This is a genomic window from Candidatus Enterococcus avicola, from assembly GCF_047470845.1.
In the GTDB taxonomy this organism is placed as follows: domain Bacteria; phylum Bacillota; class Bacilli; order Lactobacillales; family Enterococcaceae; genus Enterococcus_D; species Enterococcus_D casseliflavus.
In genome coordinates this window covers 141,506-165,359 of sequence record NZ_JBLGTY010000003.1, presented here as the reverse complement: position 1 = coordinate 165,359, position 23,854 = coordinate 141,506, and the positions used below count along the sequence as shown (strand labels likewise).

Annotated in this window: 21 protein-coding genes; 6 read left to right on the top strand and 15 right to left on the bottom strand. The window is 40.3% G+C overall.

Features of this window, described 5'->3' with window-relative positions:
- Positions 1-222 precede the first annotated feature (222 nt).
- The gene (locus ACI3E5_RS04360) at positions 223-2,487 is read left to right on the top strand and encodes an ATP-dependent Clp protease ATP-binding subunit (protein ID WP_194185295.1); all 2,265 of its coding nucleotides are present in this window, start codon (positions 223-225) and stop codon (positions 2,485-2,487) included.
- A gap of 148 nt (positions 2,488-2,635) precedes the next feature.
- Positions 2,636-2,947 carry a DUF1827 family protein gene (locus tag ACI3E5_RS04355; RefSeq protein ID WP_005225878.1) on the top strand — a complete coding sequence of 104 codons (312 nt, stop codon included), beginning with the start codon at positions 2,636-2,638 and terminating at the stop codon, positions 2,945-2,947.
- Between the two features lie 163 nt (positions 2,948-3,110).
- On the opposite strand, the gene ACI3E5_RS04350 is transcribed toward ACI3E5_RS04355, so the two are convergent.
- Both ACI3E5_RS04350 and ACI3E5_RS04345 read right to left on the bottom strand, forming a co-directional pair.
- Entirely contained in the window at positions 3,111-4,430 is a 1,320-nt protein-coding gene (locus ACI3E5_RS04350; RefSeq protein WP_270288188.1) for a helix-turn-helix domain-containing protein, read from the bottom strand.
- A gap of 474 nt (positions 4,431-4,904) precedes the next feature.
- Positions 4,905-5,372 (bottom strand): hypothetical protein, encoded by a 468-nt coding sequence (locus ACI3E5_RS04345; RefSeq protein WP_194185293.1) that lies wholly within the window; start codon positions 5,370-5,372, stop codon positions 4,905-4,907.
- 1,031 nt (positions 5,373-6,403) lie between these two features.
- On the opposite strand from ACI3E5_RS04345, the gene ACI3E5_RS04340 reads away from it, so the two are divergent.
- Both ACI3E5_RS04340 and ACI3E5_RS04335 read left to right on the top strand, forming a co-directional pair.
- Positions 6,404-6,922 carry a hypothetical protein gene (locus ACI3E5_RS04340; protein ID WP_194185292.1) on the top strand — a complete coding sequence of 173 codons (519 nt, stop codon included), beginning with the start codon at positions 6,404-6,406 and terminating at the stop codon, positions 6,920-6,922.
- A gap of 20 nt (positions 6,923-6,942) precedes the next feature.
- Positions 6,943-8,001 carry a hypothetical protein gene (locus ACI3E5_RS04335; RefSeq protein WP_194185291.1) on the top strand — a complete coding sequence of 353 codons (1,059 nt, stop codon included), beginning with the start codon at positions 6,943-6,945 and terminating at the stop codon, positions 7,999-8,001.
- Between the two features lie 112 nt (positions 8,002-8,113).
- Here ACI3E5_RS04335 and ACI3E5_RS04330 read toward each other — a convergent pair whose 3' ends face one another.
- From ACI3E5_RS04330 to ACI3E5_RS04295, 8 genes are all read right to left on the bottom strand, one after another.
- Entirely contained in the window at positions 8,114-8,884 is a 771-nt protein-coding gene (locus tag ACI3E5_RS04330) for a hypothetical protein (protein WP_325845458.1), read from the bottom strand.
- A 665-nt stretch (positions 8,885-9,549) separates the two neighbouring features.
- Positions 9,550-11,130, bottom strand: a complete 1,581-nt coding sequence (locus ACI3E5_RS04325) for a peptide chain release factor 3 (protein ID WP_005225872.1) — start codon at positions 11,128-11,130, stop codon at positions 9,550-9,552.
- Between the two features lie 192 nt (positions 11,131-11,322).
- The gene (locus ACI3E5_RS04320; protein WP_005225871.1) at positions 11,323-12,138 is read right to left on the bottom strand and encodes a MetQ/NlpA family ABC transporter substrate-binding protein; all 816 of its coding nucleotides are present in this window, start codon (positions 12,136-12,138) and stop codon (positions 11,323-11,325) included.
- Positions 12,139-12,143: 5 nt separating this feature from the next.
- A complete protein-coding gene (gene emtB / locus ACI3E5_RS04315) occupies positions 12,144-12,812 on the bottom strand; it encodes a metal ABC transporter permease EmtB (protein ID WP_005225870.1) in 669 nt (222 codons plus the stop codon).
- The gene (locus ACI3E5_RS04310; RefSeq protein ID WP_194185289.1) at positions 12,799-13,524 is read right to left on the bottom strand and encodes an ATP-binding cassette domain-containing protein; all 726 of its coding nucleotides are present in this window, start codon (positions 13,522-13,524) and stop codon (positions 12,799-12,801) included. The genes emtB and ACI3E5_RS04310 overlap by 14 nt, the downstream gene beginning before the upstream one ends.
- Before the next feature lie 11 nt (positions 13,525-13,535).
- Positions 13,536-14,552: a lipoate--protein ligase gene (lplA, locus tag ACI3E5_RS04305; protein WP_005225868.1), complete on the bottom strand. Its 1,017-nt coding sequence runs from the start codon at positions 14,550-14,552 to the stop codon at positions 13,536-13,538.
- Positions 14,553-14,791: 239 nt separating this feature from the next.
- Positions 14,792-16,168 carry a hemolysin family protein gene (locus ACI3E5_RS04300; RefSeq protein ID WP_005225867.1) on the bottom strand — a complete coding sequence of 459 codons (1,377 nt, stop codon included), beginning with the start codon at positions 16,166-16,168 and terminating at the stop codon, positions 14,792-14,794.
- 112 nt (positions 16,169-16,280) lie between these two features.
- Positions 16,281-17,396 carry an AI-2E family transporter gene (locus ACI3E5_RS04295; RefSeq protein ID WP_005225866.1) on the bottom strand — a complete coding sequence of 372 codons (1,116 nt, stop codon included), beginning with the start codon at positions 17,394-17,396 and terminating at the stop codon, positions 16,281-16,283.
- A gap of 143 nt (positions 17,397-17,539) precedes the next feature.
- Here ACI3E5_RS04295 and ACI3E5_RS04290 point away from each other — a divergent pair, with 143 nt between their 5' ends.
- Positions 17,540-17,974: a GNAT family N-acetyltransferase gene (locus tag ACI3E5_RS04290; protein WP_005225865.1), complete on the top strand. Its 435-nt coding sequence runs from the start codon at positions 17,540-17,542 to the stop codon at positions 17,972-17,974.
- A gap of 67 nt (positions 17,975-18,041) precedes the next feature.
- Here the strand turns inward: ACI3E5_RS04290 and ACI3E5_RS04285 are convergent, their stop codons facing one another.
- The 4 genes from ACI3E5_RS04285 to recX form a co-directional block, all read right to left on the bottom strand.
- The gene (locus ACI3E5_RS04285; protein ID WP_034868516.1) at positions 18,042-19,004 is read right to left on the bottom strand and encodes an N-acetylmuramoyl-L-alanine amidase; all 963 of its coding nucleotides are present in this window, start codon (positions 19,002-19,004) and stop codon (positions 18,042-18,044) included.
- Positions 19,005-19,164: 160 nt separating this feature from the next.
- Positions 19,165-19,698 (bottom strand): nucleoside tri-diphosphate phosphatase, encoded by a 534-nt coding sequence (gene ntdP / locus ACI3E5_RS04280; protein ID WP_005225863.1) that lies wholly within the window; start codon positions 19,696-19,698, stop codon positions 19,165-19,167.
- Positions 19,699-19,791: 93 nt separating this feature from the next.
- Entirely contained in the window at positions 19,792-20,943 is a 1,152-nt protein-coding gene (mutY, locus tag ACI3E5_RS04275; protein WP_016610228.1) for an A/G-specific adenine glycosylase, read from the bottom strand.
- A complete protein-coding gene (recX, locus tag ACI3E5_RS04270; protein WP_034858009.1) occupies positions 20,936-21,730 on the bottom strand; it encodes a recombination regulator RecX in 795 nt (264 codons plus the stop codon). The genes mutY and recX overlap by 8 nt, the downstream gene beginning before the upstream one ends.
- A 114-nt stretch (positions 21,731-21,844) precedes the next feature.
- Here recX and rlmD point away from each other — a divergent pair, with 114 nt between their 5' ends.
- Positions 21,845-23,221, top strand: coding sequence for a 23S rRNA (uracil(1939)-C(5))-methyltransferase RlmD (rlmD, locus tag ACI3E5_RS04265; protein WP_060792780.1), 1,377 nt, complete (start codon positions 21,845-21,847; stop codon positions 23,219-23,221).
- A gap of 71 nt (positions 23,222-23,292) precedes the next feature.
- On the opposite strand, the gene ACI3E5_RS04260 is transcribed toward rlmD, so the two are convergent.
- Positions 23,293-23,853 (bottom strand): hypothetical protein, encoded by a 561-nt coding sequence (locus ACI3E5_RS04260; protein ID WP_015509549.1) that lies wholly within the window; start codon positions 23,851-23,853, stop codon positions 23,293-23,295.
- Position 23,854 lies beyond the last annotated feature (1 nt).

The following is a 23,854-nucleotide window of genomic DNA, read 5'->3' as shown; positions in this document are numbered from 1 at the left end:
TTAAAAGACGCTTCTGCTAATGAAAGAGCGGCAAAAATTTTTACGAGTAAAATTCTTGCAGTCTGACAAAAAGTTAGTATAATAGAACTATGGTCAGTAAAGGTCAATGACACATTACCTTGAAGATGACCGTTTCTATGCACACAGCCCCTTTTCTTTTACAAGTGTAAAAAAGCGCCGTAAAATAAGGGTGTTGGAACAAATATGAAAGGTCGTGAATCTATGCTTTGTCAAAATTGCGGCAAAAATGAAGCGTCTATTCATTTATATGCCAGTGTCAATGGTCAAAGAAAACAACTCGATTATTGTCAAAGTTGTTACCAAAAATTAAAAGCTCAATCTGGGAATGCTGCAGCTGCAATGGCGCAAGATCCTTTTGGATTCGGCAATATTGATGATCTATTTCGTCAAATGTCTCGCCAGATGCAGCAAGGAAATACCCCTTATGAACAAACCCCTCCGACGCAAACCGGCGGTAACGGTTTTGTTGGCGGTCAGCCTCCACGCAATAACCAAGCACCTGCAGGTCTGTTAGGAGAATACGGTATCAATATTACCCAAATGGCTCGTGATGGCGAAGTCGATCCAGTCGTTGGTCGTGATTCAGAGATCAAACGAGTGATTGAGATCCTTAATCGTCGAACAAAAAACAACCCTGTGCTTATTGGTGAACCTGGGGTTGGGAAAACTGCCGTCGTTGAAGGGTTAGCCCAAAAAATCGTTGATGGTGATGTACCACAAAAACTAATGGATAAAGAAGTCATTCGTTTGGACGTTGCGTCTCTTGTTCAAGGCACAGGTATTCGTGGCCAATTCGAAGAACGCATCCAAAAATTGATTGAAGAAATCAAGCAAGCAGAAAACGTGATTTTGTTTATTGATGAAGTCCATGAAATCGTTGGCGCTGGTGCAGCTGGCGACGGAAATATGGATGCTGGAAACATCTTAAAACCAGCTCTTGCTCGTGGAGAACTACAAATGGTCGGAGCAACGACGTTAAATGAATACCGCATCATCGAAAAAGACGCTGCTTTAGAACGCCGTTTGCAACCAGTACGTGTGGATGAACCTTCTGTGGAAGAAACGATCCGTATCTTAAAAGGTTTGCAACCACGTTATGAAGATTATCATCATGTGAAATATACTGATGAAGCGATCGCAGCTGCCGCTACCCTTTCTAACCGATACATCCAAGACCGATTCTTGCCTGATAAAGCAATCGATCTACTAGATGAAACAGGTTCTAAGAAAAACTTAACGATCCAAATCGTTGATCCAAAAACGATCGAAAAGAAATTACAAGAAGCGGAAGAGCAAAAACAAGCTGCCTCTCGAGAAGAAGATTTCGAAAAAGCTGCTTACTATCGCGATCAAATCAATAAATTGCAAAAAATGAAGGAACGCCAAATCAGCGAAGAAGAAACGCCAGTCATTACCGAAAAAGACATGGAACAAATCGTTGAAGAACGGACAAATATTCCAGTTGGTGAATTGAAAGAAAAAGAACAAACGCAATTGAAAAATCTTGCGGATGACTTGAAAGCTAAAGTTATCGGACAAGATGAAGCGATCGATAAAGTAGCCAAAGCGATCCGCAGAAATCGGGTCGGTTTAGGCAAACAAAATCGTCCGATCGGCTCCTTCCTATTCGTCGGGCCAACCGGTGTCGGGAAAACCGAATTAGCAAAACAATTAGCCTATGAGATGTTTGGTTCTGAAGAATCGATGATTCGTTTCGATATGTCAGAATACATGGAAAAACACAGTGTATCCAAACTGATTGGCTCTCCTCCTGGTTACGTTGGCTATGAAGAAGCGGGTCAATTGACGGAAAAAGTTCGTCGGAATCCATATAGCCTAATTTTATTAGACGAAGTGGAAAAAGCCCATCCTGATGTATTGCATATGTTCTTGCAAATTCTCGATGATGGTCGTTTGACGGATGCCCAAGGACGTACAGTCAGCTTTAAAGATACCCTGATCATCATGACAAGTAATGCTGGAACTGGCAAAGTTGAAGCCAACGTCGGCTTTGGCGCAGCGCGTGAAGGCATCACTCGTTCCGTGTTAAATCAATTGAACAATTACTTTACGCCAGAATTTCTCAATCGCTTTGACGGGATCATCGAATTCAAGGCACTAAGCAAGGAAAACTTGTTATCGATCGTGTCCCTTATGCTGCATGATGTTAATCAAACACTTAGTCATCAAAAATTGCATATCGATGTTCCACAAGACGTGCAAGAAAAACTGGTCGATCTAGGTTACAGTGCAACGATGGGTGCTCGCCCATTGCGCAGGACCATCCAAGATCAAATCGAAGACGGGATTGCTGAATATTATCTTGAGCATCCTCAAGTTCGTCAATTAAAAGCACAATTGGAGGATTCCGATAAAATCGTTGTAACTTCAGCTGAATCCTCTGCACTTCCTGAAGAAACATCTTCCGCTGAAGAGGAAAAACCATCGGAAACAGATGAGCAATAACGTGTCAAAACGGTGACCAAACTGTTCGTTTTGCCAGACAACCATGTTTTGCCAAAAAATTGGGTAATTCCGAGTTGTCTGGCTTTTCTTTTGAAAAAAAACGACCTATAATGTTATTAATAAATACATAGAATGTGAGGTGAGTCTGGTGAAATTAATCAACGTTACAAACAGCCATTCTCGACTAGTATTGAATCAACTTGAAAATACCGACGCAGAACTTGTAAAGGTTTACACTGCCGGAGACACGACCGTGATCTTTACCTCAGCGCCGAACCACAATGAAATTTTGCTGATCAATAAAAAACGGAATATTCGCCCGACGGAAGTAGAAGAAATCAAAAATTACTTCTTGAAAAAATTACCTGATGGCTCCTATGATCCTGCTACGATCTCTGTGATCCAAATGCCCGAAGTGGTAGAAATCTCCATCAAAAAAACGTTGTCTTCCTCACGTTAGCTTTGCCTAATCACGTGTTTAAAAAATATCTATAAAAGGTGACTGTCGCAGCCCTCTTTTATAGATATCTTTTTTTGTCTTCTCTCCTCCTTCTTTCGCCTAGTACTTCGACCAACGCTACCTGATAGTCAAGCAAAAAAAAGAGAGCGTTACGCTCTCTTTTTCAAGTATATTTATTAGAAATCATCGACTGGATCATCACATGTAGATTGTGCCAATCCTTGGTACTATGAACATTGCCAAAAAATGTAAATTTCTGTGACTCATTATGGATCAGCACGCCATCAGAAACCAGTATGTCTGAGTCTCCTAAGTTCGAACTAAAGTGAATCACATTTTCATTGTAAATTTTTAATAGTTTGTTCTTAATGACCGGAATATATTCAGGGTGGTTCAAAAGAGAAATACCAATGCGAATCGGTTCCTCTTTTTGGATAGGTAAATAAGATGCTGTAATCTGAGCGATTTTCCTTAAGAAAAGGGCTTCTTTTTCTATTACAAACGAATGGCGCTGCAAGACGGTCGCAATCAGCTCCTCCACCTCTAATATGCGTTCGTTCGTAGAGGACAAATCTTCAGTAGACACAAAACTATCCAAAAAGAGATGAAGACAGCCCCATGTATTCATCACTAATTCATAGGTAAGAAACGCTTCGATCGCTTTGGAAAGATCATACTTTTGCGACAAGACAGCCACAACATCGGCAGAAAATTCGACCAATGGATTCCCCGAGAGGTTTCGCAGCTGTTTCCCCAAAAGAAGTTTCTCTTGATCCGAGATCGTTTCAGGTATGAAGAGAAAAACCCAGAAGTGATAAAAAATCTGTTCTTTCTCGATATCTTGCTGACTTCTGATCGGCAGCAGCTTGATCACTTGTTTTTCCCCATTGAGTTGCTTGATTTGCTCATAAATAGCGATGGAAGCTTCGTCTAATTCATTGACGATATAGCCCCTCAACACCGCATTTTCAATGATTGAAAACATAATGTCGTGCTTCACTTTTGTAGTTTTCAACGGCTCATATTCTTTCGCAGCTAATTCAACGCTTGCACGGGTGCGCTGATTGATGTAAACATTACAAGCCATGATCTCAACTAAATAGTGGTACATCCGCACACAAGGCTCTGCCCCTGTTAGATCAATGGAATCTGTATTGTTATTGATAGTAATCGGGACATTTTGGATAACCAGCATTTTTTTCAGATAGCTGATCAATTTATAACAATAAGAAATACTAAAAATCAATTCTTCTGAGATGTCCACCATACGGGTCTTTCTTTTTCTTAACAAATAGGATAATAGACGATAATAAGGAGATTCTAAGAAATACTTCTTCTTTAGATTCACAAAAATATGCAGGCTTTGTTCTTCGTTTAATTCTCGTGACAAATAAACGGTTCTCTTTTTCAACAAAAAAATAGACTCGTCAAAGGTCGTAAACTCTCTCATATCTTCGGCGATTTCATTGATCAATATTTTCACCTGATACAAAGATTTGTTTATCGTTTCACATATTTTATCAAGAGACAGCTGCTTCTCCAAAATGATATTTCTAATAATAGTTAATTTATCTACTTGTTTTTTGGTTAAATAAAACCTATACAACTTTTCTATATACTCCAAAATTTTTTACCCGCCTTATTTAAAAAGTATCCTAGTTTCCAATTATAGTAAAATAAACTTAAATTTGAGCCTCTTTTTTCATTAAACGGACAATTTTAATAAAAACTTCAGAAAAATCCCCGCTTCTTTAAAACAGAACGGGTGAGAAAAACTTGTAAAACGATTCTTACCTTTTGTAACAAAAAAGTGTTGGAAACCATTAAAAAGATCCTGTGAATTAGCTGTTTCCATAGACTTAGAAAAAAATTCGTATTCTTTCATTGATTGGTAAGTGACTTGGAGAGTAAAATCATTTTCTAGCTGGACAAACTTCTTTGAGGAATCAAGTTCATTTCAAAGAGATTGTAATAAAATATCTTCTCTTTTTAGCCAGCAATCTTTGTATTCATAAATGTTGATGATCGACAATTCATCACTCATCTCATTAATTGACCGCATAATTTCTTCATCATCCGAATCAACATTGCCAATGACATGCAAATCATAATGAATACCCGATTTATCCACGCACTCAACGATATAACTGATGACATCTCCCCAAAAATGTTCCAATCGATGCGTGCCTCCTGCTTTTTCTAGCCTTGAACGTTCAGCGATACACAAAACGTTTTTCGAAGAGTATTGCAAGATGTTGATTTCCCCTAGTGATTCTGCTAAGTAGTCAAGAACCGATTGCCGATCATCTTCTTGATCCACAATTAAATTTCTCTCTAAAATCGTGTTCGTCTTGTTGCTGAAAAAGCGCACAGTCAACATGGTAGCATTCTTTTGTCCACTGAAATTTATTCTGGTTTGCAGCATTTTGATTCACTCCTTAAAAGAACTTTGATCCTCTGCTATTAAGGATATAGTAAGAACCAGCTGATTTTTATCGTCTTTTTTTCAAAAAAACTACAAATAAAATAATCATTGTCACTCTTTTTCTTTCTACTGACTAAAAGACCTGTCGATTAGAAACGAGTAGCAACTTCATATAATTAAGAAAGACAAAAAAACTCTTTCAAAGCTTTCTTCAAAGAGTCTGATTGTATATTCCTAAAAAAATATGCTTCCTATTAAAATCTACGGTTGATGAGATAGCCATCCCACACAGTTAGTTTTTTGAGATTTCTTTATAATGAAACAAACATGAACGTTTATTAACACAGGAGTAACCCTTGATGTCTCTGTCGCTTGAAGCTAGAAGAATTGTAGGTGCAGATTACTAATTGAATGAAAACGTTAATTGATATTTTTTCATAAGTAACTTCGATATACCTATCCAATAGGAACGCATAAATAGAATCATACTTTTCAATCCCCACCCTACGCAACTGTTCATACGCGTAAAGCTACTGCCAAAATAGTTTCTTAAAAATGATAGAAAGTTGGTTTTTATTGAATTGCAGGGGTTCACTATAGAAATATCAGACATGAATTTTCAGAACTGGTTTCTCTGACAGCAACTGATTCAGAGCAAATTCTCAGAGACTACGAATAACATTTTTTTCGTTTTTTAGGTCCCATCCTAGTTGGAACGACAATTCTTTCAATTCTGAGAAGACGTTGACTTAAAATAAAAGCCAAAATATAACCCTGCAACAAATTTACTTTCATAGTGATTATTACCGAATTGATAATTCGTAGACAGAAAGATCGGTCGACTTGATAATCAACATGATTTGACCACTTGAATATTTTATTAAATTATTTTATAAAAAAATCAGATTAATAAAATACTTTCTACTTTTTCATTAAAAATAGCGCAAAAACGGATAATAATTTATTACACCATCATTGTATACTTTATTTAAGCAGTAAATCATCTGCAAAAATTAAAGTGAGGTTTTATTATGAAAAAAGTTATTTTGGGTACTACATTCATTGCATCTTTGTTGTTAGCCGGAGGAGTCAACGCGTTTGCTGTGACAGGTGTCCCTGACTCGAAAACGATTCCGATTGAACTTGCCTATGAAGAAACAGCAACATTCGAGTTTAATGACGACATCGAATTAGAAGAATCTGTACAGATTACTAAAGATTTATTAACCGACGGAACTGTGGAAGGAACTATCTTAAATGTAGGTGGTACTTTGACCAATTTAACTGCTTCTACAGCAATCGTTACTTTTGTTGTAGAAGCACCTGTTGGTTTTAATGGAATCCAAATAGACTCCTCTAATCTAGTAGACGATTTGACTGCTGCACCCGTTGATACAGCTTCCACTCCTGAAGGAACAAACATAAAATTTACGATCAATCGAGAATTTGCACAAAAATTTGCTGAATTAGAAGAAGGTGATGAGAAACCTGTAATTACAATAAGAGCACAAGAAGGTAATCCTGATAACGGTGACAATCTATCACTATAAATTTTAAAAGGAATAATTTCATGAATCATACATTCAAACACAGAAATTCTTTTCTAAGGATTTCTGTGTTGCTTCTCTTACTGACACTGATCAGCAATACAAACATCCGTAATGCAAATGCCGATGAGACGACGAACTCACTGAAACTTACTCTGAGAGAAACAGAATACAAAACTTCTGATAATACCTTGAGTATTTCTCCTGAGATGGAGACGACGTATATTGTTGAAATTACACTAGAAAATGTTGGATCTGGTGACTCATCCATTGTTGTCACGCCCTACACCTCTACTGCTCTCTCACGAGAATCGGCTATCATCTATAGCGATGACTTGACTTTACTGCTAGATGATAAGTATAACTTTTCAAATTATGCATTGATCGAATCAGAAGCATTAGATGATGATGATCAAATTGAGATTCTCCCGAATGAATCCGTTCTTGTGACCGTTACAATCACTCTTCCAGAGGAGCCTGCACGTGAAGGAACCGTGATGGGGGCAATCAATTTTAGTCAGATCATGGGTCTTGAAACAGCAGAAGATTCAGTTGGTATCAAATCTGTGTATGAGTCACTTATTTTTATCAACTTATTTTTTAGTGAAGTGGAAGAGCTCAAAGACGTCGTTTATGAAGACTTCTCCTTTGTTGCTCTTCAGGACACGGTAAATCTACAATTTTATGCCCTCAACTATAATCCTATTTTAGGCAACTTGAACAATGCACTCTACGAACTAATAAACCCAAATGGAGAAACAATTGCCTCTGGAAAGTTAGCAGATTCCGTTCTTTTAACGCCGTTAACCAAATCAAGAATGCAGATTCCTTTAATAGACAATAGTGAACTTATTGAAGGCGAATACCGTTTGACAATAGAAACAACTAGAAAAGCGATCACCACTACTTTTTCTTATGAGAAAGAAGACTTGGATAACTTCAAAAAAGAGAACCGTCCAACGAACACTGCCGATGTTCAGACAAATAATCAAATCCTTATCTGGATCATCTTTGTTCTTGTTGCAGCGTTGGCAGCTGCAGTCTTTTACATTTTAAAATCAAAAAGAAAAAGAGAGGGCTAGTTCCTCTCTTTTGTGCTGTTTCTGCTTATTCCACTGCTCATCAATTATTGATAGCTTCCTTTTTAAAGTAATGTTGAGTATCTCCTCGCCGAAGTGGGACAAGAAAAACCGCTCATATCAAATAAGCGGTTTTTCCTGATATATGCCTAAATATTTTTTCTTCAACGATCATTTCTTTTGAAAAAAAAGGTGCTGTCTCGTACTGGCTTTTCTTCCCTAAAAAAAACTCAGCACTAGCCTCATCCTCGACATCACTGATCGAATCTTCTAGTTTGGTAGAATCATTATCAAGGGTGTCTTCTTCCAAGTTTGCTTGCTCGTCGTAATTAGATTCTGCTTCTTCCTTTTGGCTCTCGGATTCATCTTCGATGCCATCGTCTTCTTGTTTTCCATCGTCTTGGTCTTCATCTGTCAGATTTTCATCCGGAATCTCTTCTTTTTCCTCATCCGTCTGATTCATTTTTATCTCTTTCGTAAAGGTCTCTGAATCATCAATTGCTGTAAAAGTGACTGATAGGTAGTACTCAGAGTTAGAATCAAGATATTCCTTTATGTTCAATGTTGCATCTACATTAAGAATCATTGATGCTTCATCAGCATCCTCGATCTGAATGATCATCTCTTCCGATCCGTTCACGCTGTTTAGTTCTGCTGAAAATGCTTCCCCGACAGCCGTGATTGTTACGCCAAAAGCACCTTCACTGCCGTTGCTATCGACGGTCAGCTGAAGATCTTGTGTGGTTTTCAACAAATAATAGTGTTCATCCTTAAAGTCAATCGTGTTTAAATCAAAAATCAACGTTTCGGAAACGTCATCAGCCATAGCCTCTACTGTTGGAAAGAAAAACATCACCGAAAAAATGAATAACAAACTTTTTAGCACTACATGGTCCCCTTTCTGCTTTCAGAAAACACTTTTATTTAATAAATAATCATTTGCTTTAGCAAAATCGATAGATAGATAATTAGTAGACTAGCAATAAGACTAATTCATTTTGGCGTGCCGAAGCCATGGTACACCAACTGAAAACTTAAACCATCTGTTAGAAGTGCTTCAAATGAAGTTTCAAGGGCAATCACCGATTCATGCTCAGATAAAGAAAGCTAAGGCTTCACTAGTAGCATCTGACAAAAAGAACATGTCCCTCGATCAAATGATTAAACGACCTCTATCACTGGCAATCTATTCTCTGCTTTCCCCCTACTTTCAAACAAGGTGAAAATTTCCTGAACCATCAAATGTGCCTATGATATTTTTCTATTCATTTCAAGTGCATTTCCTTGTGGTCACCTTTAATACTACGCTCTTTTTCCAACTCATTTTATCTTCTTTTAAAAGAATGGTTATAAATTAGGATAATTGTCTGATCATTGGACGATTGCCCCCAATCATGCAACCTTCCTTCTGTATCAAAAGCATGTTTTCAGCAAAAAAGCCCCTTCTTATCCATTTGGATAAGAAAGGACTTTCTACGATCGTTCAATTAAAAAAGATCAGCCTTACGTACAATGTTGCGCATACCTAGACAGTCTCGCGGGAAACGACTCTTACATCAAACTCTTCAATTCGACGTCTGGGTACTTATCTGCGAACCAGCGCATCGCAAATTGGTTCTCAAACAAGAACAATGGCTGGTCGAAACGGTCTTTCGCTAAAATATTACGACTGGAGCTCATACGCTCATCCAAGTCTTTCGGATCGATCCAACGGGCAATCTTGTGGCCCATTGGGGTCATAATGACTTCGGCATTGTACTCATTCATCATGCGATATTGGAAAACTTCAAATTGCAGTTGCCCGACAGCACCGATGATATACTCATCACTAAGATACGTCTTGTACAACTGGATAGCCCCTTCTTGGACCAACTGATAGATTCCTTTGTGGAATGATTTTTGCTTCATCACATTTTTTGCAGTGACTTTCATAAAGAGTTCCGGAGTAAAGGATGGTAGCTCTTCGTAAGCAACTTTTAGTTTTCCTTCATAGATCGTATCGCCGATTTGATAATTTCCCGTATCATAAACCCCGATAATATCCCCAGCGACTGCTTCTTCAATATTTTCTCTGGTGTCTGCCATAAATTGTGTCACATTGCTGAGTTTCATTTTTTTGCCAGTACGCTCAAGTGTCACGTCCATGCCTCGTTCAAAGGTTCCTGAACAAATACGGACAAAGGCGATCCGGTCACGATGGGCAGGGTTCATATTTGCTTGGATCTTGAACACAAACCCAGACATTTCTGGTTCATAAGGACTGACTTCATCACCAGCCAAAGTTTTGTGACCGTAAGGCGCTGGTGCAAAGGACAAGAAGGTTTCCAAAAAGGTCTGCACGCCGAAATTCGTAAGGGCGGAACCAAAGAACACGGGTGTTTGATCGCCTCGTGCGATTTTTTCTGTATCAAAGGCATCACCAGCTTCTTGCAACAGTTCCACTTCTTCTAAAACTTGTTGGAACAGCCCATCTTCGGCAAATGGATGGTCTGCAGGAAATTGACCATTTTCATCTAGGGCAACTAAACGTTCCCCACCGTGATTGTCTGGACGATAAAATTCGACCCGTTGGTTATGGATATCATACAGTCCTTCTAAGCCTTTCCCCATGCCGATCGGCCAATTCATTGGAAATGATTCGATCTCTAAAAGATCTTCTAGTTCTTCTAATAATTCTAATGGTTCGCGGCCATCACGGTCGAGTTTATTGATAAAGGTAAAAATCGGAATACCGCGTTTTTTAACGACCTGGAAGAGTTTTTTCGTTTGCGCTTCGATCCCTTTTGCGCTATCGATCACCATGACCGCACTATCCACCGCCATCAAGGTACGGTAGGTATCTTCAGAAAAGTCCTCATGCCCAGGGGTATCTAAAATATTGACCCGTTTGCCTTGGTAATCAAACTGCATAACAGAACTGGTAACGGAGATCCCCCGTTGTTTTTCAATTTCCATCCAGTCGGACTTTGCGAAATTCCCAGTCTTTTTCCCTTTGACTGTACCAGCTTGGCGAATCGCGCCACCGAATAATAATAATTGTTCTGTGATGGTTGTTTTCCCCGCATCCGGGTGGGAAATAATCGCAAAGGTACGGCGACTATCTACTTGTTGTTTTAATTTTGGATTATCCATTGATTTTATTGCTCCATTTCTTGTATTTACAATGCGAACAGTGACCATTTTAGACTGTCGCTAGTTTTCTGACCAAATCAGTATATCATGGATAAGGGTGATAAAAAAGCAAAAAAAAGACAAGAACGCCCTTTGACTACTCTCTTTTACAGAGTTAGGCAAAGGGCGTTCTTTCCATTTGATGGAAATAAATTAAAATGCTGGCAATAAGGTATCGCTATGGTCGTTTTCTAAAAATTCGCGAACTTTATCGCTAGTCATGGCACGGCGCAAAACGGCGATTTTTTCAGAATCTTGATTGTCTTCTCGAGCAACCAATGAGATAGCAAAGCGATCATCGATCGTTTTTTCTAAGAAAAGGGCATCGGCTGGTTTCAAACCGATTTTCGCGATATAGGTTGGATAGTTATATACCAAGGATACATTCGGTTCATCATAGGCTTCCGCAAGATTCAGTAAATCAACAGATAACCATTCAAAATTTTTCGGATTTTCGGTAACGTCTTTAAGTGTTCCATTAACACCAACGCCATCTTTAAGGGTGATCAATCCTTCTTCTGCTAAAATCGCTAACGCTCGACCTTCGTTAGACACATCATTCGGCAATGCAACTTTTGTTCCTTCTGGAATATCATTGATATCCGTATACTCTTTGGAATAAAAACCGACTTTTGCGTTGTAGATTTTATCTAATGCCACTAGGTTTGCATCTTTTTCTTCATTATACATTTGCATATATGGTTCATGTTGCGCAAAGTTGGCATCGACCTCGTCATTATTCAGCAGCTCATTGTACTGGATATTGTCATTGACTTGGACCAACTGGATTTCCCAGCCATCTTCCACTGCTTCCGCTGCAACTTTTACGACATCGGTCATTGGCGTCGTTTGCGAAGCGACCTTGATGATTTTCTCTTCGCTCGCCTCATCCGTACCCGTACCGCAAGCCCCCAATACACCTAATGCCAATACACTCAATCCTAAAACAAATCCTTTTTTCACTTTCATTCCTCCTATTTTCGTTTATCAAGTTTTCTTGCTGCTTGATTGCCAATCCCTTGCAGGATAAAGACCAAAAGAATCATGATGATAATTGCAAAATACATGACGCCATATTCATAGCGTTGATAGCCATAGCGGATCGCAAAATCGCCGATACCACCACCGCCGACGATCCCCATCACCGTCGAATAAGAAACCATACTGACTGCTGTCGTCGTTAAAGATAAAATCAAGCCGCTTCTAGCTTCCACCAGTAAAAACGACCAAACGTATTGCCATTGACTGACGCCAAGGGATTTCGCCAAATAAGAAACTTCTTCGGGGACATCCAGCAGTACTTGCTCCGTCAAGCGAGCAAAAATACTCATAGCAACGATGCTCAAAGGGAAACTGGCGGGAATCGGTCCAAATGAGCTACCTAAAAGCATTCGCGTCAGTGGGATCAACGCTACGACAAATAATAGAAACGGAAACGAGCGGATGATCGTCACAACGAGATTCAAACCCTCATAAAGAAATGAGATTTTTTTCCCACGACTGCGGCTAAGAAAGAGCCAGACACCTAGCGGTAGTCCTAAGGCAATGGCTGCGAGCATCGAAATCCCCATCATGATCGCTGTTTCTTTCAAAGACTGAAGTAATTCAGGCAGATAATACAAAATACTCTCACTGATCGTCATGCAGCAAACTCCTCTCCACTTTGTCCACATAAGAGCTTTCTTTGCGGACAATTGGCTGCGGATGATTGACAAATTCCGCCGCAAAGACGGCATCTTCCAATACAAACACACGTTGACAAATTTGTCTGACTGCGGTTAGCTCATGACTAACGAAAATGACTGCTGGCTGAAACGTCTGTTGAACTTTTTGCAGTAAAGCAAGTACATCGGCTTTCGTATCTTCATCCAGCGCACTAGTGGGTTCGTCACACAGCAAGATTTTCGGCTCACGGATCAACGCCCGTGCGATAGCTACTCGTTGTTTCTCCCCACCGCTCAACTTGGCTGGATAAATGTCGGCTTTGTCTTCCATCCCAACAAATGAAAGCATCTCCAACACCTTCTCCGATGATTTCCCCATTAACTTCAAGGGCAAATAGACATTTTCAAAAACGGTTCGATTGTGTAGCAGATTGTAATTTTGAAAAATCATGCCGATTTCCTGCTGCGCATGTAGCAGTTGCTTTTTGTTTAAGGGATCGATTCGTTTCCCGTCAAAGAGCAGCTCCCCACTGTCAGGTGTCTCAATTAAGTTCAAAAGCCGAAGCAACGTTGATTTCCCCGAGCCGCTTTTGCCGACGACCCCAACAATTTCCCCCGGCTGAACAGCAAAAGAAAGACCATCTAGGACGTTTCGATCGTAACGCTTTGTGATGTTGATCGCTTCTAGCATCTTTTTCCCTCCTAATCAAACAGCAACGCAAGAAATTCAGCGTTAGTCATCTGATGGATAAATTGCTCGATGGCAATATCCTTTAGCAAGCGGCTGATGGTGTTTTGTTCAAAATCAATACCTTGCAGCATCGCTTCAAGTTCACTGATCTCTTTTTGTCCAAAAAAATCACCGGTAATTTGAATCGCTGCAATCTTGCCTTTGTTGACAGTAAAATCGACTTCAACGATCCCAACCTGCGCAAACCGCTTTCTTTTTTGCCATTCAAAAGCAGGCGCTTCATTAAAAATCCACTCATTGTTCGCGTAACGTTCTTCAAACAACGTTTGGATTGCTTGGCGATCCGCATCCGTCAAGACGATCTCTTGCTCACTGATTTCATCAATCGATTCTACTTCATAGATTCGGCAAAGGAGTGTGTCTCGAAATGCCTTGGTATCCATTGATTGGTATTGTTCTGCCAAATACGGTTTGATATTCGTCACACTTTTACGTACGGATTTCGTTGCTTTAGAGGCAATTTTTTCTTGGGCAACGTGTAGGACTTTTGTTAATTCTTCTAGATCCACATCATACATCAATGTGCCATGAGAATACGTTCGACCTTTTTTTGTATACATCGCATTGCCAGAAAACTTTTTCCCATCAATGAACAGATCATTGCGGCCATGTACTTCTACCTCCTTGGCTCCCATTGCCGCTAAGCCTTTCATGATCGGTTGTGTTGCACTTTGGTAGTCACCAAAACTCGTGGCATCTTTTTTGGTGACAAAACTAAAGCTCATGTTGCCTAGATCGTCATAAACTGCTCCACCGCCAGATGTCCTGCGAGTCAACACGATATTGCGACTCCTTAAATAGTCAAAATCGATCTCTTGATACGCATTTTGATTTCTGCCGATTATAACACATTGTTTTTGTATGTATAACAGAAGACAAGGTTCCGAAACATCTACGTTATTCATTAAATACTCTTCAGTTGCCAAATTGTAACGGATATCATCACTAAGCATACGGTAAAATTTCATTTCAAGCCCCTCGTTCTCATTAGATTTCTATGGATATTCTCGCTTTTCTTACGGAAAATTGCAATCAAAGTGCTTAACGATAAGATACAAGTGTTTTTTTATCTGTTTTTAAACTGTATTATTGATTAGATTTATCGTAACCGTTTCTTACAAACAAATCAAGGGGAATAAGTAAAAAAAAGGAACAAAAAAGACCAAAGCAGTTGCCTTGGTCTTTCTCATTTCATTCATGCGGAACTTTAACGGCGAGGCTCATCTTCCTCAAAATCTTTGCGGAAATAGCGGCGTTCTTCTTCTGGTTCCACTTCGCCTTCTTCTGGATCATGGAAGATTACACGGATCTTCAAGACACGTGATCCTTCCATTTCTTCAGAAATCAATTTCACGTTATCCACTTCAAAGGAAAGTTTTTCTCCTTCATCTGGAATCATTCCTAAAGCAGTGATCAGGTATCCTGCCATCGTATCGACGTCGCTCATATGCAAGCTCATATTGAAAGCTTCATTGAAATCATCGATCAGCATCCGACCTTGGATCACGTATTCTTTATCAGAGATTTTTTCATAAAGCTCTTCGACCTCATCGGATTCATCATCGATCTCACCGACGATTTCTTCAAGCAAGTCTTCTAACGTAACTAACCCAACGACTCCGCCGTATTCATCAAGCAAGATCGCCATTTGGTTTTGGGTTTTCTTTAATTCATAAAGCAAATCATCGATAAAGACTGTTTCTGGAACAAACAGTGGTTCTTGCAAGATCTGCTTGATGTCCATTGTTTCAAAGCCGTATTTGTAGGCACATTTCAAAAGGTTTTTGGTATGCAAAATCCCAACGACTTTGTCTTTATCTTCATTATATACAGGAATACGAGAATAATTTTCTGCTAAAATTTCAGTCAAAATTTCTTCTACTGAGTCATTGATATCCACCATAAAGGCAGAGGTTCGGGGAACCATGACTTCACGGGCGACTTTCGTATCTAATGAAAAGATCCCTTGCAGCATCTCTAATTCATCTTCTTCGAAGACTCCTTCTGTTTCCAACATATACCGCATTTCATCACGGGTCATCTTTGTGTCTTCATCGTCAAATTCCATTGGAGTGATCCGCGCCAATAAGCTTGTTGAAGCAGATAAGAACCAGACGAAGGGTTTTGCAATAATCCCGATCGTTCGAATCACACCAGAAGTGAACTGGGCAACTTCTTCTGATTTGTTCATGGCGATACGTTTTGGATACAACTCACCGAAAACGATCGACACATAGGTCAAGATCGCTAAAACGATAATGTTCGCTAAGCTTTTAGCCGCCGTTCCTCCACCTAATAAAGGTGCCAGACGGGTCGACAAGGTATCTGCCAGAGATGCCCCAGATAAGATATTCACCAAGGTAATCCCAACTTGGATCGTTGACAAGAAATTTGTTGGATTATCAATGATTTTCAATAATTTTTGTGATTTGACATTTCCTTCTTCCGCTTTTTGCTCCACACGGTTTTTGTTGACTGAGACGACTGCGATCTCAGAGGCCGCTAGAAAAGCGTTGATCAATGTCAAAACGATCAATAATAAAATTTGCGCTAGAAGCGACTGACTCTCGGGGTCAGCATTCATAATAGCATTCTCTCCTTATTTTTTCATATTCTAAAAAAAATCGTGGGCTTAGCCCACGATAAAATCCTATCACAAAGTTTTTTTCTTTGCAATAAAAAACACCAGTCATTGATTACTCGATCAACCGTTCTTGATTTTTCTTGATTTTGTCATCTTTGATCAGACGAACAATAAAGACCACGATCGTCCGACAAATTGCGTAAAACGGTACTCCTAAGAAAATTCCCAGCAAACCTGCCAGATTTCCAGCGACCAATAAAACCAAGATGATCGTTAATGGATGGATCGCTAATGATTTTCCGATCACATTCGGGTAGATAACATTTCCATCTAATTGTTGGACGACTAGTACCACGACACAGCACAGCAATGCGCGGAACGGTTCATCAAACACCGTCACTAAGACTGCTGGAATCAAGCCAAGATACGGACCTAAATAAGGAATCAAGTTTGTGACCCCTGCGATCACCCCAAAAAGAAAGGCATAGTTGACGCCGATCATCCAGTACCCAATAAACGTGAAGGTAGCGACAAAAATACATTCGATCGCTTGCCCACTGATGTAATTGGATAGTGTCTTGTTTAAGTCACCTAGCAACCCAACAATCTGCTCGCGTCTTCTTTCTGGAAAGACTGTTTTCAGATTAGGAACTAGCTTTTCTCCATCCTTCAACATGTAGAAAAGGATGAATGGGACTGTAACGATGATCATCGTCGCGGAAGCAATCGTGCTGACGATCGATCCTAAGCTAGTGGATAACCCACTAAGAAACTGCTGCAGCAAAGAACCATAAGAAAGATTTAGGTTTTCTAACTGCTGCGCGATATCGATTTGTTTGAAAAATGGATCATCTGCGATCCTTGAGATCCAGCTTTCCATATTTTTGGCAAATGTTGGAATATTTTCCGCCAATGAAGTAATCTGACTCACCAGATTAGGAATAACGCTGACGAAAATCAAGATGATTGCTGCTACTAATAACAATAGAACCAATATGACAGCAAACAGTCGTTTTATTTTTGTGGTTTTCATCAAAAATAGGACGATTGGATTTAGCAAATAATACAGAAAGCCAGCAATCAATACTGGTGCAAATAAAGTAGAAAAAAACGTGCCGATCGGTGCAAATAGAAAATTGACTTTACTTAACACAAACACGAGTGTCACTAAAACCAATGCTTCCAATGACCAAAAGAACAGTTTTGATTGTTTGAATTTGTCGAACAAAAGATTCCCTCCCTTTTTTATAACATTATAGTTGATTTTGTAAAAAAAAGCTTGCGACTTTAGCCGCAAAAAAAAGAAATTTGTAAAAAAAGTGGTATACTAATAAAAATAACGGAGAAATCATAGCTGAGGTGAGTTTTTTTATGCATATCGCACAAACAAAAGATACGCTAAGTGAGATCTATTTAGCGTCATTGAAAATACGAAATCAAGTGTTTGTAAAAGAGCAAGGGGTTCCATTAGCATTAGAAGTAGATGAAAATGAGGCATTGGCTGTTCATTTCGTCTTATATGACGATGCCAATGAAGCAGTCGCAACCTTACGTTTTTTACCGATCTCTGATCATGAGGTGAAATTACAGCGAATGGCGGTGCCAGCTGCTCATCGATGTTCAGGCTACGGCAGGCAGTTGATCGAGGGAGCGGAAGCTTTCATTCAAAAACAAGGAATCAAAAAAGTCACGTTAGGGGCACAGTTAACTGCCAAAGAATTTTACTTGAAGTTAGGCTATCAGCCTGAAGGCGATGTCTTTTTAGACGCGGATATGCCCCATATCAAAATGAGCAAAACCTTTTAACGAGCAGTGATTACTTAAAGCAGCGACCTCAAAACAGATTCTTCCTCTGTTTTGGGGTCGCTGCTTTTTATTCCTCTGCTTCAACGATCTCTTCAATCGCTGTCAGCAACGCTTGCGCCACCCTTTGATCATAGCCTTCACTTGTAATCATTGCCAGATCAGTGTCACTGTTCAAATAACCTAACTCCAACAAAACTGCTGGAATATATTGCTCTCGTAAAACATAATAGTTACCAAAACGAGTGCCGTTGGAACTCAATGCCACTGAACTACTCAAACTGGAAGTGATCGTTTCTGCCATCTCTTTTGCCCCAGTATAGTAATAGTAAGTTGTCAGTCCTTGATTGCTGTTTGGTAGCTCTGAATTGTCGAAATGAATGCTGATAAATAGATCTGGTTCCTGCGAGAGTGAAGCTGCAGTAATTTCAGACAGCGCTAAATAGCGATCTTCGGTGCGTGTATATCTGACTTGAATTCCCGCTTGGGTCAGTACTTCGCCGATGGTTTGGACGGTGGCTAACGTCAAATCTTTTTCCATGATCGTTTGATCCGTTGACAGTGCCCCAGAATCTTCGCCGCCGTGCCCCGCATCAAGAACGACTTTAAAGTCTGACAATTTTATTGGAGTCTCCGAAAGTGGAACTTCTTGGATGGATGCAGAATGCTTTTCAATGTAACCTGTTATTCCATCGTCTGTTTGGATTTCAACCATCTCTTCTGTTTGACTAAGTACGGTTGCCCAACTTCCACGGTGGATCTTCCCGATGACGGTTTCTTGACTTGTTGTCTGATAAATCGATACATAATCGTTCTCACTTTCAATCGCTGCATCGTATTCTGAGGGATCCACGTAAATTTGGACCATGCTTGCCGTTTGTGCGACCTCTTCTGCTTGAGCGTCCGACTCGGTTTGAGCCGTGCTTTCTTGGGTCTCTTCTTGAACAAAATGATCATTTCTCAACACAGCAAAACCTGCCGCAAAAAGTAGAATCATGGTAGTACCGATAACAAGCTTCCCTTTTTTCTTCATTTGCTTCCCCCACTTTTTTCTTGGTCTTTCTATCATGGGACTAGCAGCTTAAACAGAACTTAAAGGCAACTGCTAGAAGCAACCCTCTCACAGCACAAAAAAACTTCAACCGAAATGGTTGAAGTTTCTCGGGAAAAATGAGCGATCCGACCCATTTCACTTATTTTTGAGACAACTGCTTGTAGCGATCATACCAAATGTCCACATACCCTTGCGAAAAGGGTCCTTTGCCATTATTGATCCAATCTACTAAAATTTTGACATTTTCTTTCAAGATAAAATCAATGTCTTGCGGATATTGCATAATCTTACTGTGCAATTCATACTCATCCACATCTAGTAAACGTTTCTCGCCATCAGGAAATACTTTGATATCAAGGTCATAATCGATATATTTCAATGCCTCTTCATCAAGTAAATACGGTGAAGCAAGATTACAATAATAGGAAACCCCCTTTTCTCGAATCATTGCAATAACATTAAACCAGTATTTTTTATGAAAATATACAATTGCTGGTTCACGGGTAACCCAGCGTCTTCCATCTGATTCGGTCACTAATGTATGATCGTTGACCCCTATCACTGAGAATTCACTGGTCTTTAAGACCATCGTATCCCGCCACGTTCGATGCAAATTGCCGTCATGTTTGTAGCTTTGAATGCTGACAAACTCTCCTTCTTTTGGAACTCGCATAGCAACCCTTCCCTCAGCAAGAAAACTTGCGTTTTGTTTGGGTGTTCATTACACCGACATCGTTAATATTATAGCAATAAAAGAAAGCTTTGCCTAGAAATCTTTATCGAGTTTCTGATATTTCTTTAATTGATCCACCAATTTCTGCTGGGGTTTTGGGAAAACATAGTTTTGAAAGGATTCTTTTGCTGCCCATTCGCTGTCTTGTAACGTGAGCTCTCCACGTTTTCTGCCGTAAAATAAAAGGACGTGCCATTTCAAATGACTAAAGATATGAGTGATTTCGCCAAAATGTCGTTTTTGCCAAACGACAGGCAGATCAGGAAAAATTTCGAGCGCATCATCTTCGGCAATCAAATCCAACTGCAGCTGCTCCTCTTTTGCCCATGTTCGCTGCAGAGCCTCGTACTGTTCTTTCGTCACTTCTACCAAAGGAAAATGCCACATAGAAGCCAATAAGCCTGTTTCAGGTCGCTGCACGAGTAAAAACGAGCCTTGATCTTCGATGGCGCCTGCGATGTAATAGACATCTTTTGGCTTTGCTTTTTTCGATTTCACTGGAAAGTCTGTTTGTCGATTCTCCGCATAAGCAAGACAATACTGACTGATGGGACACTCTTCACATTTCGGTGTAGTGGGTGTACAGATTCGTGAGCCAAGATCCATCAAGGCTTGATTAAACTCACCAGGTTCATCGGGGGAAATGATTGTTCTCATCGCCTCGTCAAATGGTCTTCGGCTGCTGGCTTTCGCAATATCTGCTTCGATACAAAATAACCGACTGACGACCCGCATCACATTTCCATCGATTGCCGGTTCTGGCAAGCCAAAAGCAATACTGCCAATGGCTCCAGCTGTGTAGGGACCAATTCCTTTTAATGAGCGAATCTCTTCAATTGATTGGGGCATTTCTCCGTCGAATTCGGCAACGATTTGCTGGGCGGCAGCCTTAAGGTTACGGGCACGAGAGTAATAACCTAAACCTTCCCAAACCTTTAAAAGCTTTTGTTCTTCGGCTGCCGCCAAGTCTTGGATCGTCGGGAATTGTTCCATAAAACGATAGAAATAGCCAATCACTGTCTCCACTCGTGTTTGTTGAAGCATGATCTCTGAGATCCAGATTGCATACGGATCGTTGGTCGCCCGCCAAGGGAGATTGCGTTTTTCTTTATGATACCAAGTTAAAAATGTTTCTTGGAACGTCTTGATTTTTTCTTCATCCCAAGTTTCCCACTGCTTACTCATCCATTACTTCCTCATCTAAGAATCGTTGTATATCATCGATGGCAAACCCTTTTTGATAAAGGCCTTGCTTGATTTTCATTTTTCGTTTCATCAACGGTAACCGCTGATGCCGCCGCATAAGTCGGGCACCTTCTCTTTGGAGCGCTTCATTTTCTTGGTCCTCATCTTTTTCCATCGGTAATTCATCCAAAATCATCTGAATGACTCCCTGATGAAAACCTTTTTGCATCAAATGCATTTTTATCTTTTGGATCATTTCTTTATGGCTTTTGTTGTGAAAACGACGCATCGCTTTTTCAGCCGTATGATAACCGACTTCAAACTGCATTTCCTCGGTATACAAAGGCAATACTTCCTGAATCACGGAATCTTTTAATCCTTTTTTTCTCAATTGCTGACTGATGACCACGGGTCCTTTATCACTCATGCGGACTTGGGTGCGAATGTAGCTTTCTCCGTAGTTTTTGTCATCGATCAAATTCAACTCTTTCAGACGTTCAACGACTAAGTCTCGGTCTTGTTTTTCGATTTCTTTGTCTTTCAAATAGGTACGGACTTCCATTTCAGAACGCAGCTGATAGCTGATATAGTTCATGGCTTGCTGCAATCCTAAATCAAACCCCGCACTTTTTTTGATTTCTTTTAATTCTTCTTCACTCAGTTCCTTGCCTTTTAATAGCCGAAAACGGACCAAAAGATCTTCTGAGACCCGCAGCGTTTCACCTTCTGATGTCGCCACTTCATAAAATGGTCCTTTTCCTTTATTGATACGAATAATTGTATTCATCTTCTTCACCTCGCGAACGTACATTCTATTTTACCACAACTACGATGAAATTCCTTCTAATCAAGCTGAAAAAATGTGGTAAAATGAACTGACTATTTTATTTAAGGAGTTCACATGGCAAATACACAAGTCCAGCTTGGACAAAAACTACAACTAACGATCAAACGCTTGGGGATCAACGGAGAAGGCATCGGGTATTACAAAAAGCTGATCATCTTTGTTCCCCGTGTTCTGCCGGGGGAACAGGTCATTGCCGAAGTCACCAAAGCATCTCCCCGCTTTGCTGAAGCCAAGATGACCAAAATCATCAAGCCAAGCAGCGATCGCATCCAACCACCCTGCAAGTTTTACGACCGGTGCGGCGGCTGCCAATTGCAGCACTTAGTCTACGACAAACAATTAGATTTCAAAAAAGACCTATTGAAACAAGCACTTGAAAAATTTAAGCCAAAAGGCTACCAACAGTTTGAACTAAGGGATACTTTAGGCATGGATGTTCCTTGGCATTACCGCAACAAAGCACAATTTCAATTGCGTTACAACAGTCAAACCAAACGAATCGAAGCGGGTTTATACGAAATGGAGTCTCATCGCTTAGTCGCCATTGATGATTGCCTCGTACAAGAACAAGATACGCAAAAAGTGATCAACGGCATCGTCCAATTGTTGAATAAATACCAGATCCCGATTTACGATGAACGCAAGAACAGCGGGATTCTACGGACATTGATGGTTCGTATCGGGATCGCGACTGGCGAAGTTCAAGTCGTGTTTATTACCAACTCTGTCAAACTGCCGCAAAAAAATGCGCTGATTCGCGAGATCAATCAGCGCTTGCCGCAAGTCGTTTCCATCATGCAAAATGTGCAAAACAAAAAAACGTCCGTCGTCATGGGCGAGGAAACGATTCATCTTTGGGGCAAAGAAGCGATCGAAGAACGGTTGAATGAACTGACCTTCGACTTGTCCGCCCGCGCATTCTTCCAGCTGAATCCACAGCAAACCAGCATCTTGTATCAAGAAGGGTTAAAAGCCCTTGACTTGAGCAAAAATGAAACAGTCGTTGATGCCTATTGCGGTGTGGGAACGATTGGGTTGAGCGTGGCTCCTTATGCCAAAGAAGTCCGCGGCATGGACATTATTCCTCAAGCAATTGAAAATGCCCAAGAAAATGCACGCCGCATTGGTGCCCAAAATACCCATTATGAAACGGGGACTGCTGAGGAGCTCTTACCAAAATGGTTTAATGAAGGCTTCAAACCTGATAGCATCATTGTTGATCCGCCAAGGACAGGCTTGGATGAACGATTATTGCAAGCTTTGCTGAAACAACCACCGAAGAAGATGGTCTATATATCTTGTAATGTTTCTACTTTAGCAAGAGACTTGGTCCAATTAGCCAAAGTGTTTCACGTAAAATATCTGCAATCAGTAGATATGTTTCCACAAACCGCCCGCTGCGAAGTAGTGGTAAAATTGACCCGAAAATAAACACTCGCCTGACAAATCATCTTGTGATCTGTCAGGCGAATATTGTTTTCGTTGTCTTTTAAGCATAACGATTAATTGATTTGTAAGACGAGGACTTTCGTGGCAATGAAGGTATCCCCTACTCGCTGCCCATAAAGACTTACCGATCGTTCAAGCTGCAGATCCGCACGTGACCCCTCCACGATTCGAGAATTATGCGATTGTGCATCATATAGAATTACTTTTATCTCAGTCTCGCTAGTAATCGTAAAGGATAATCTTTCCTCAGATGCGATCGCCATATCAAAGACTTCGCCGTCTTCCCCTGTTCCTTGAGAAATGTTCGTCAACTCCATCTCAAAACGATCACCATCAATAAGAATGAGTGTGCCCGTTTCATCTGCTTGTGCCAATTCCTCATTCGCTCGCTCTGCATCTGTCTGAGTCACTTGTTGCGCTTTTGTCTGATCGGTTTGATCGTGATTATTTTGCGTCTCGTCTCCACTTTGACTCGATTGTGTTTGCGCTTGCGGCGTATTGATTTGGTTGTTGATGGGTACGTTGTCGTTGTTTGTCTGTGGGTCATTCGCAGCAACACCGCAACCACTAAGTAATGCCACAAACAAGATAATTGCTGTTTGTTTTTTTATCATA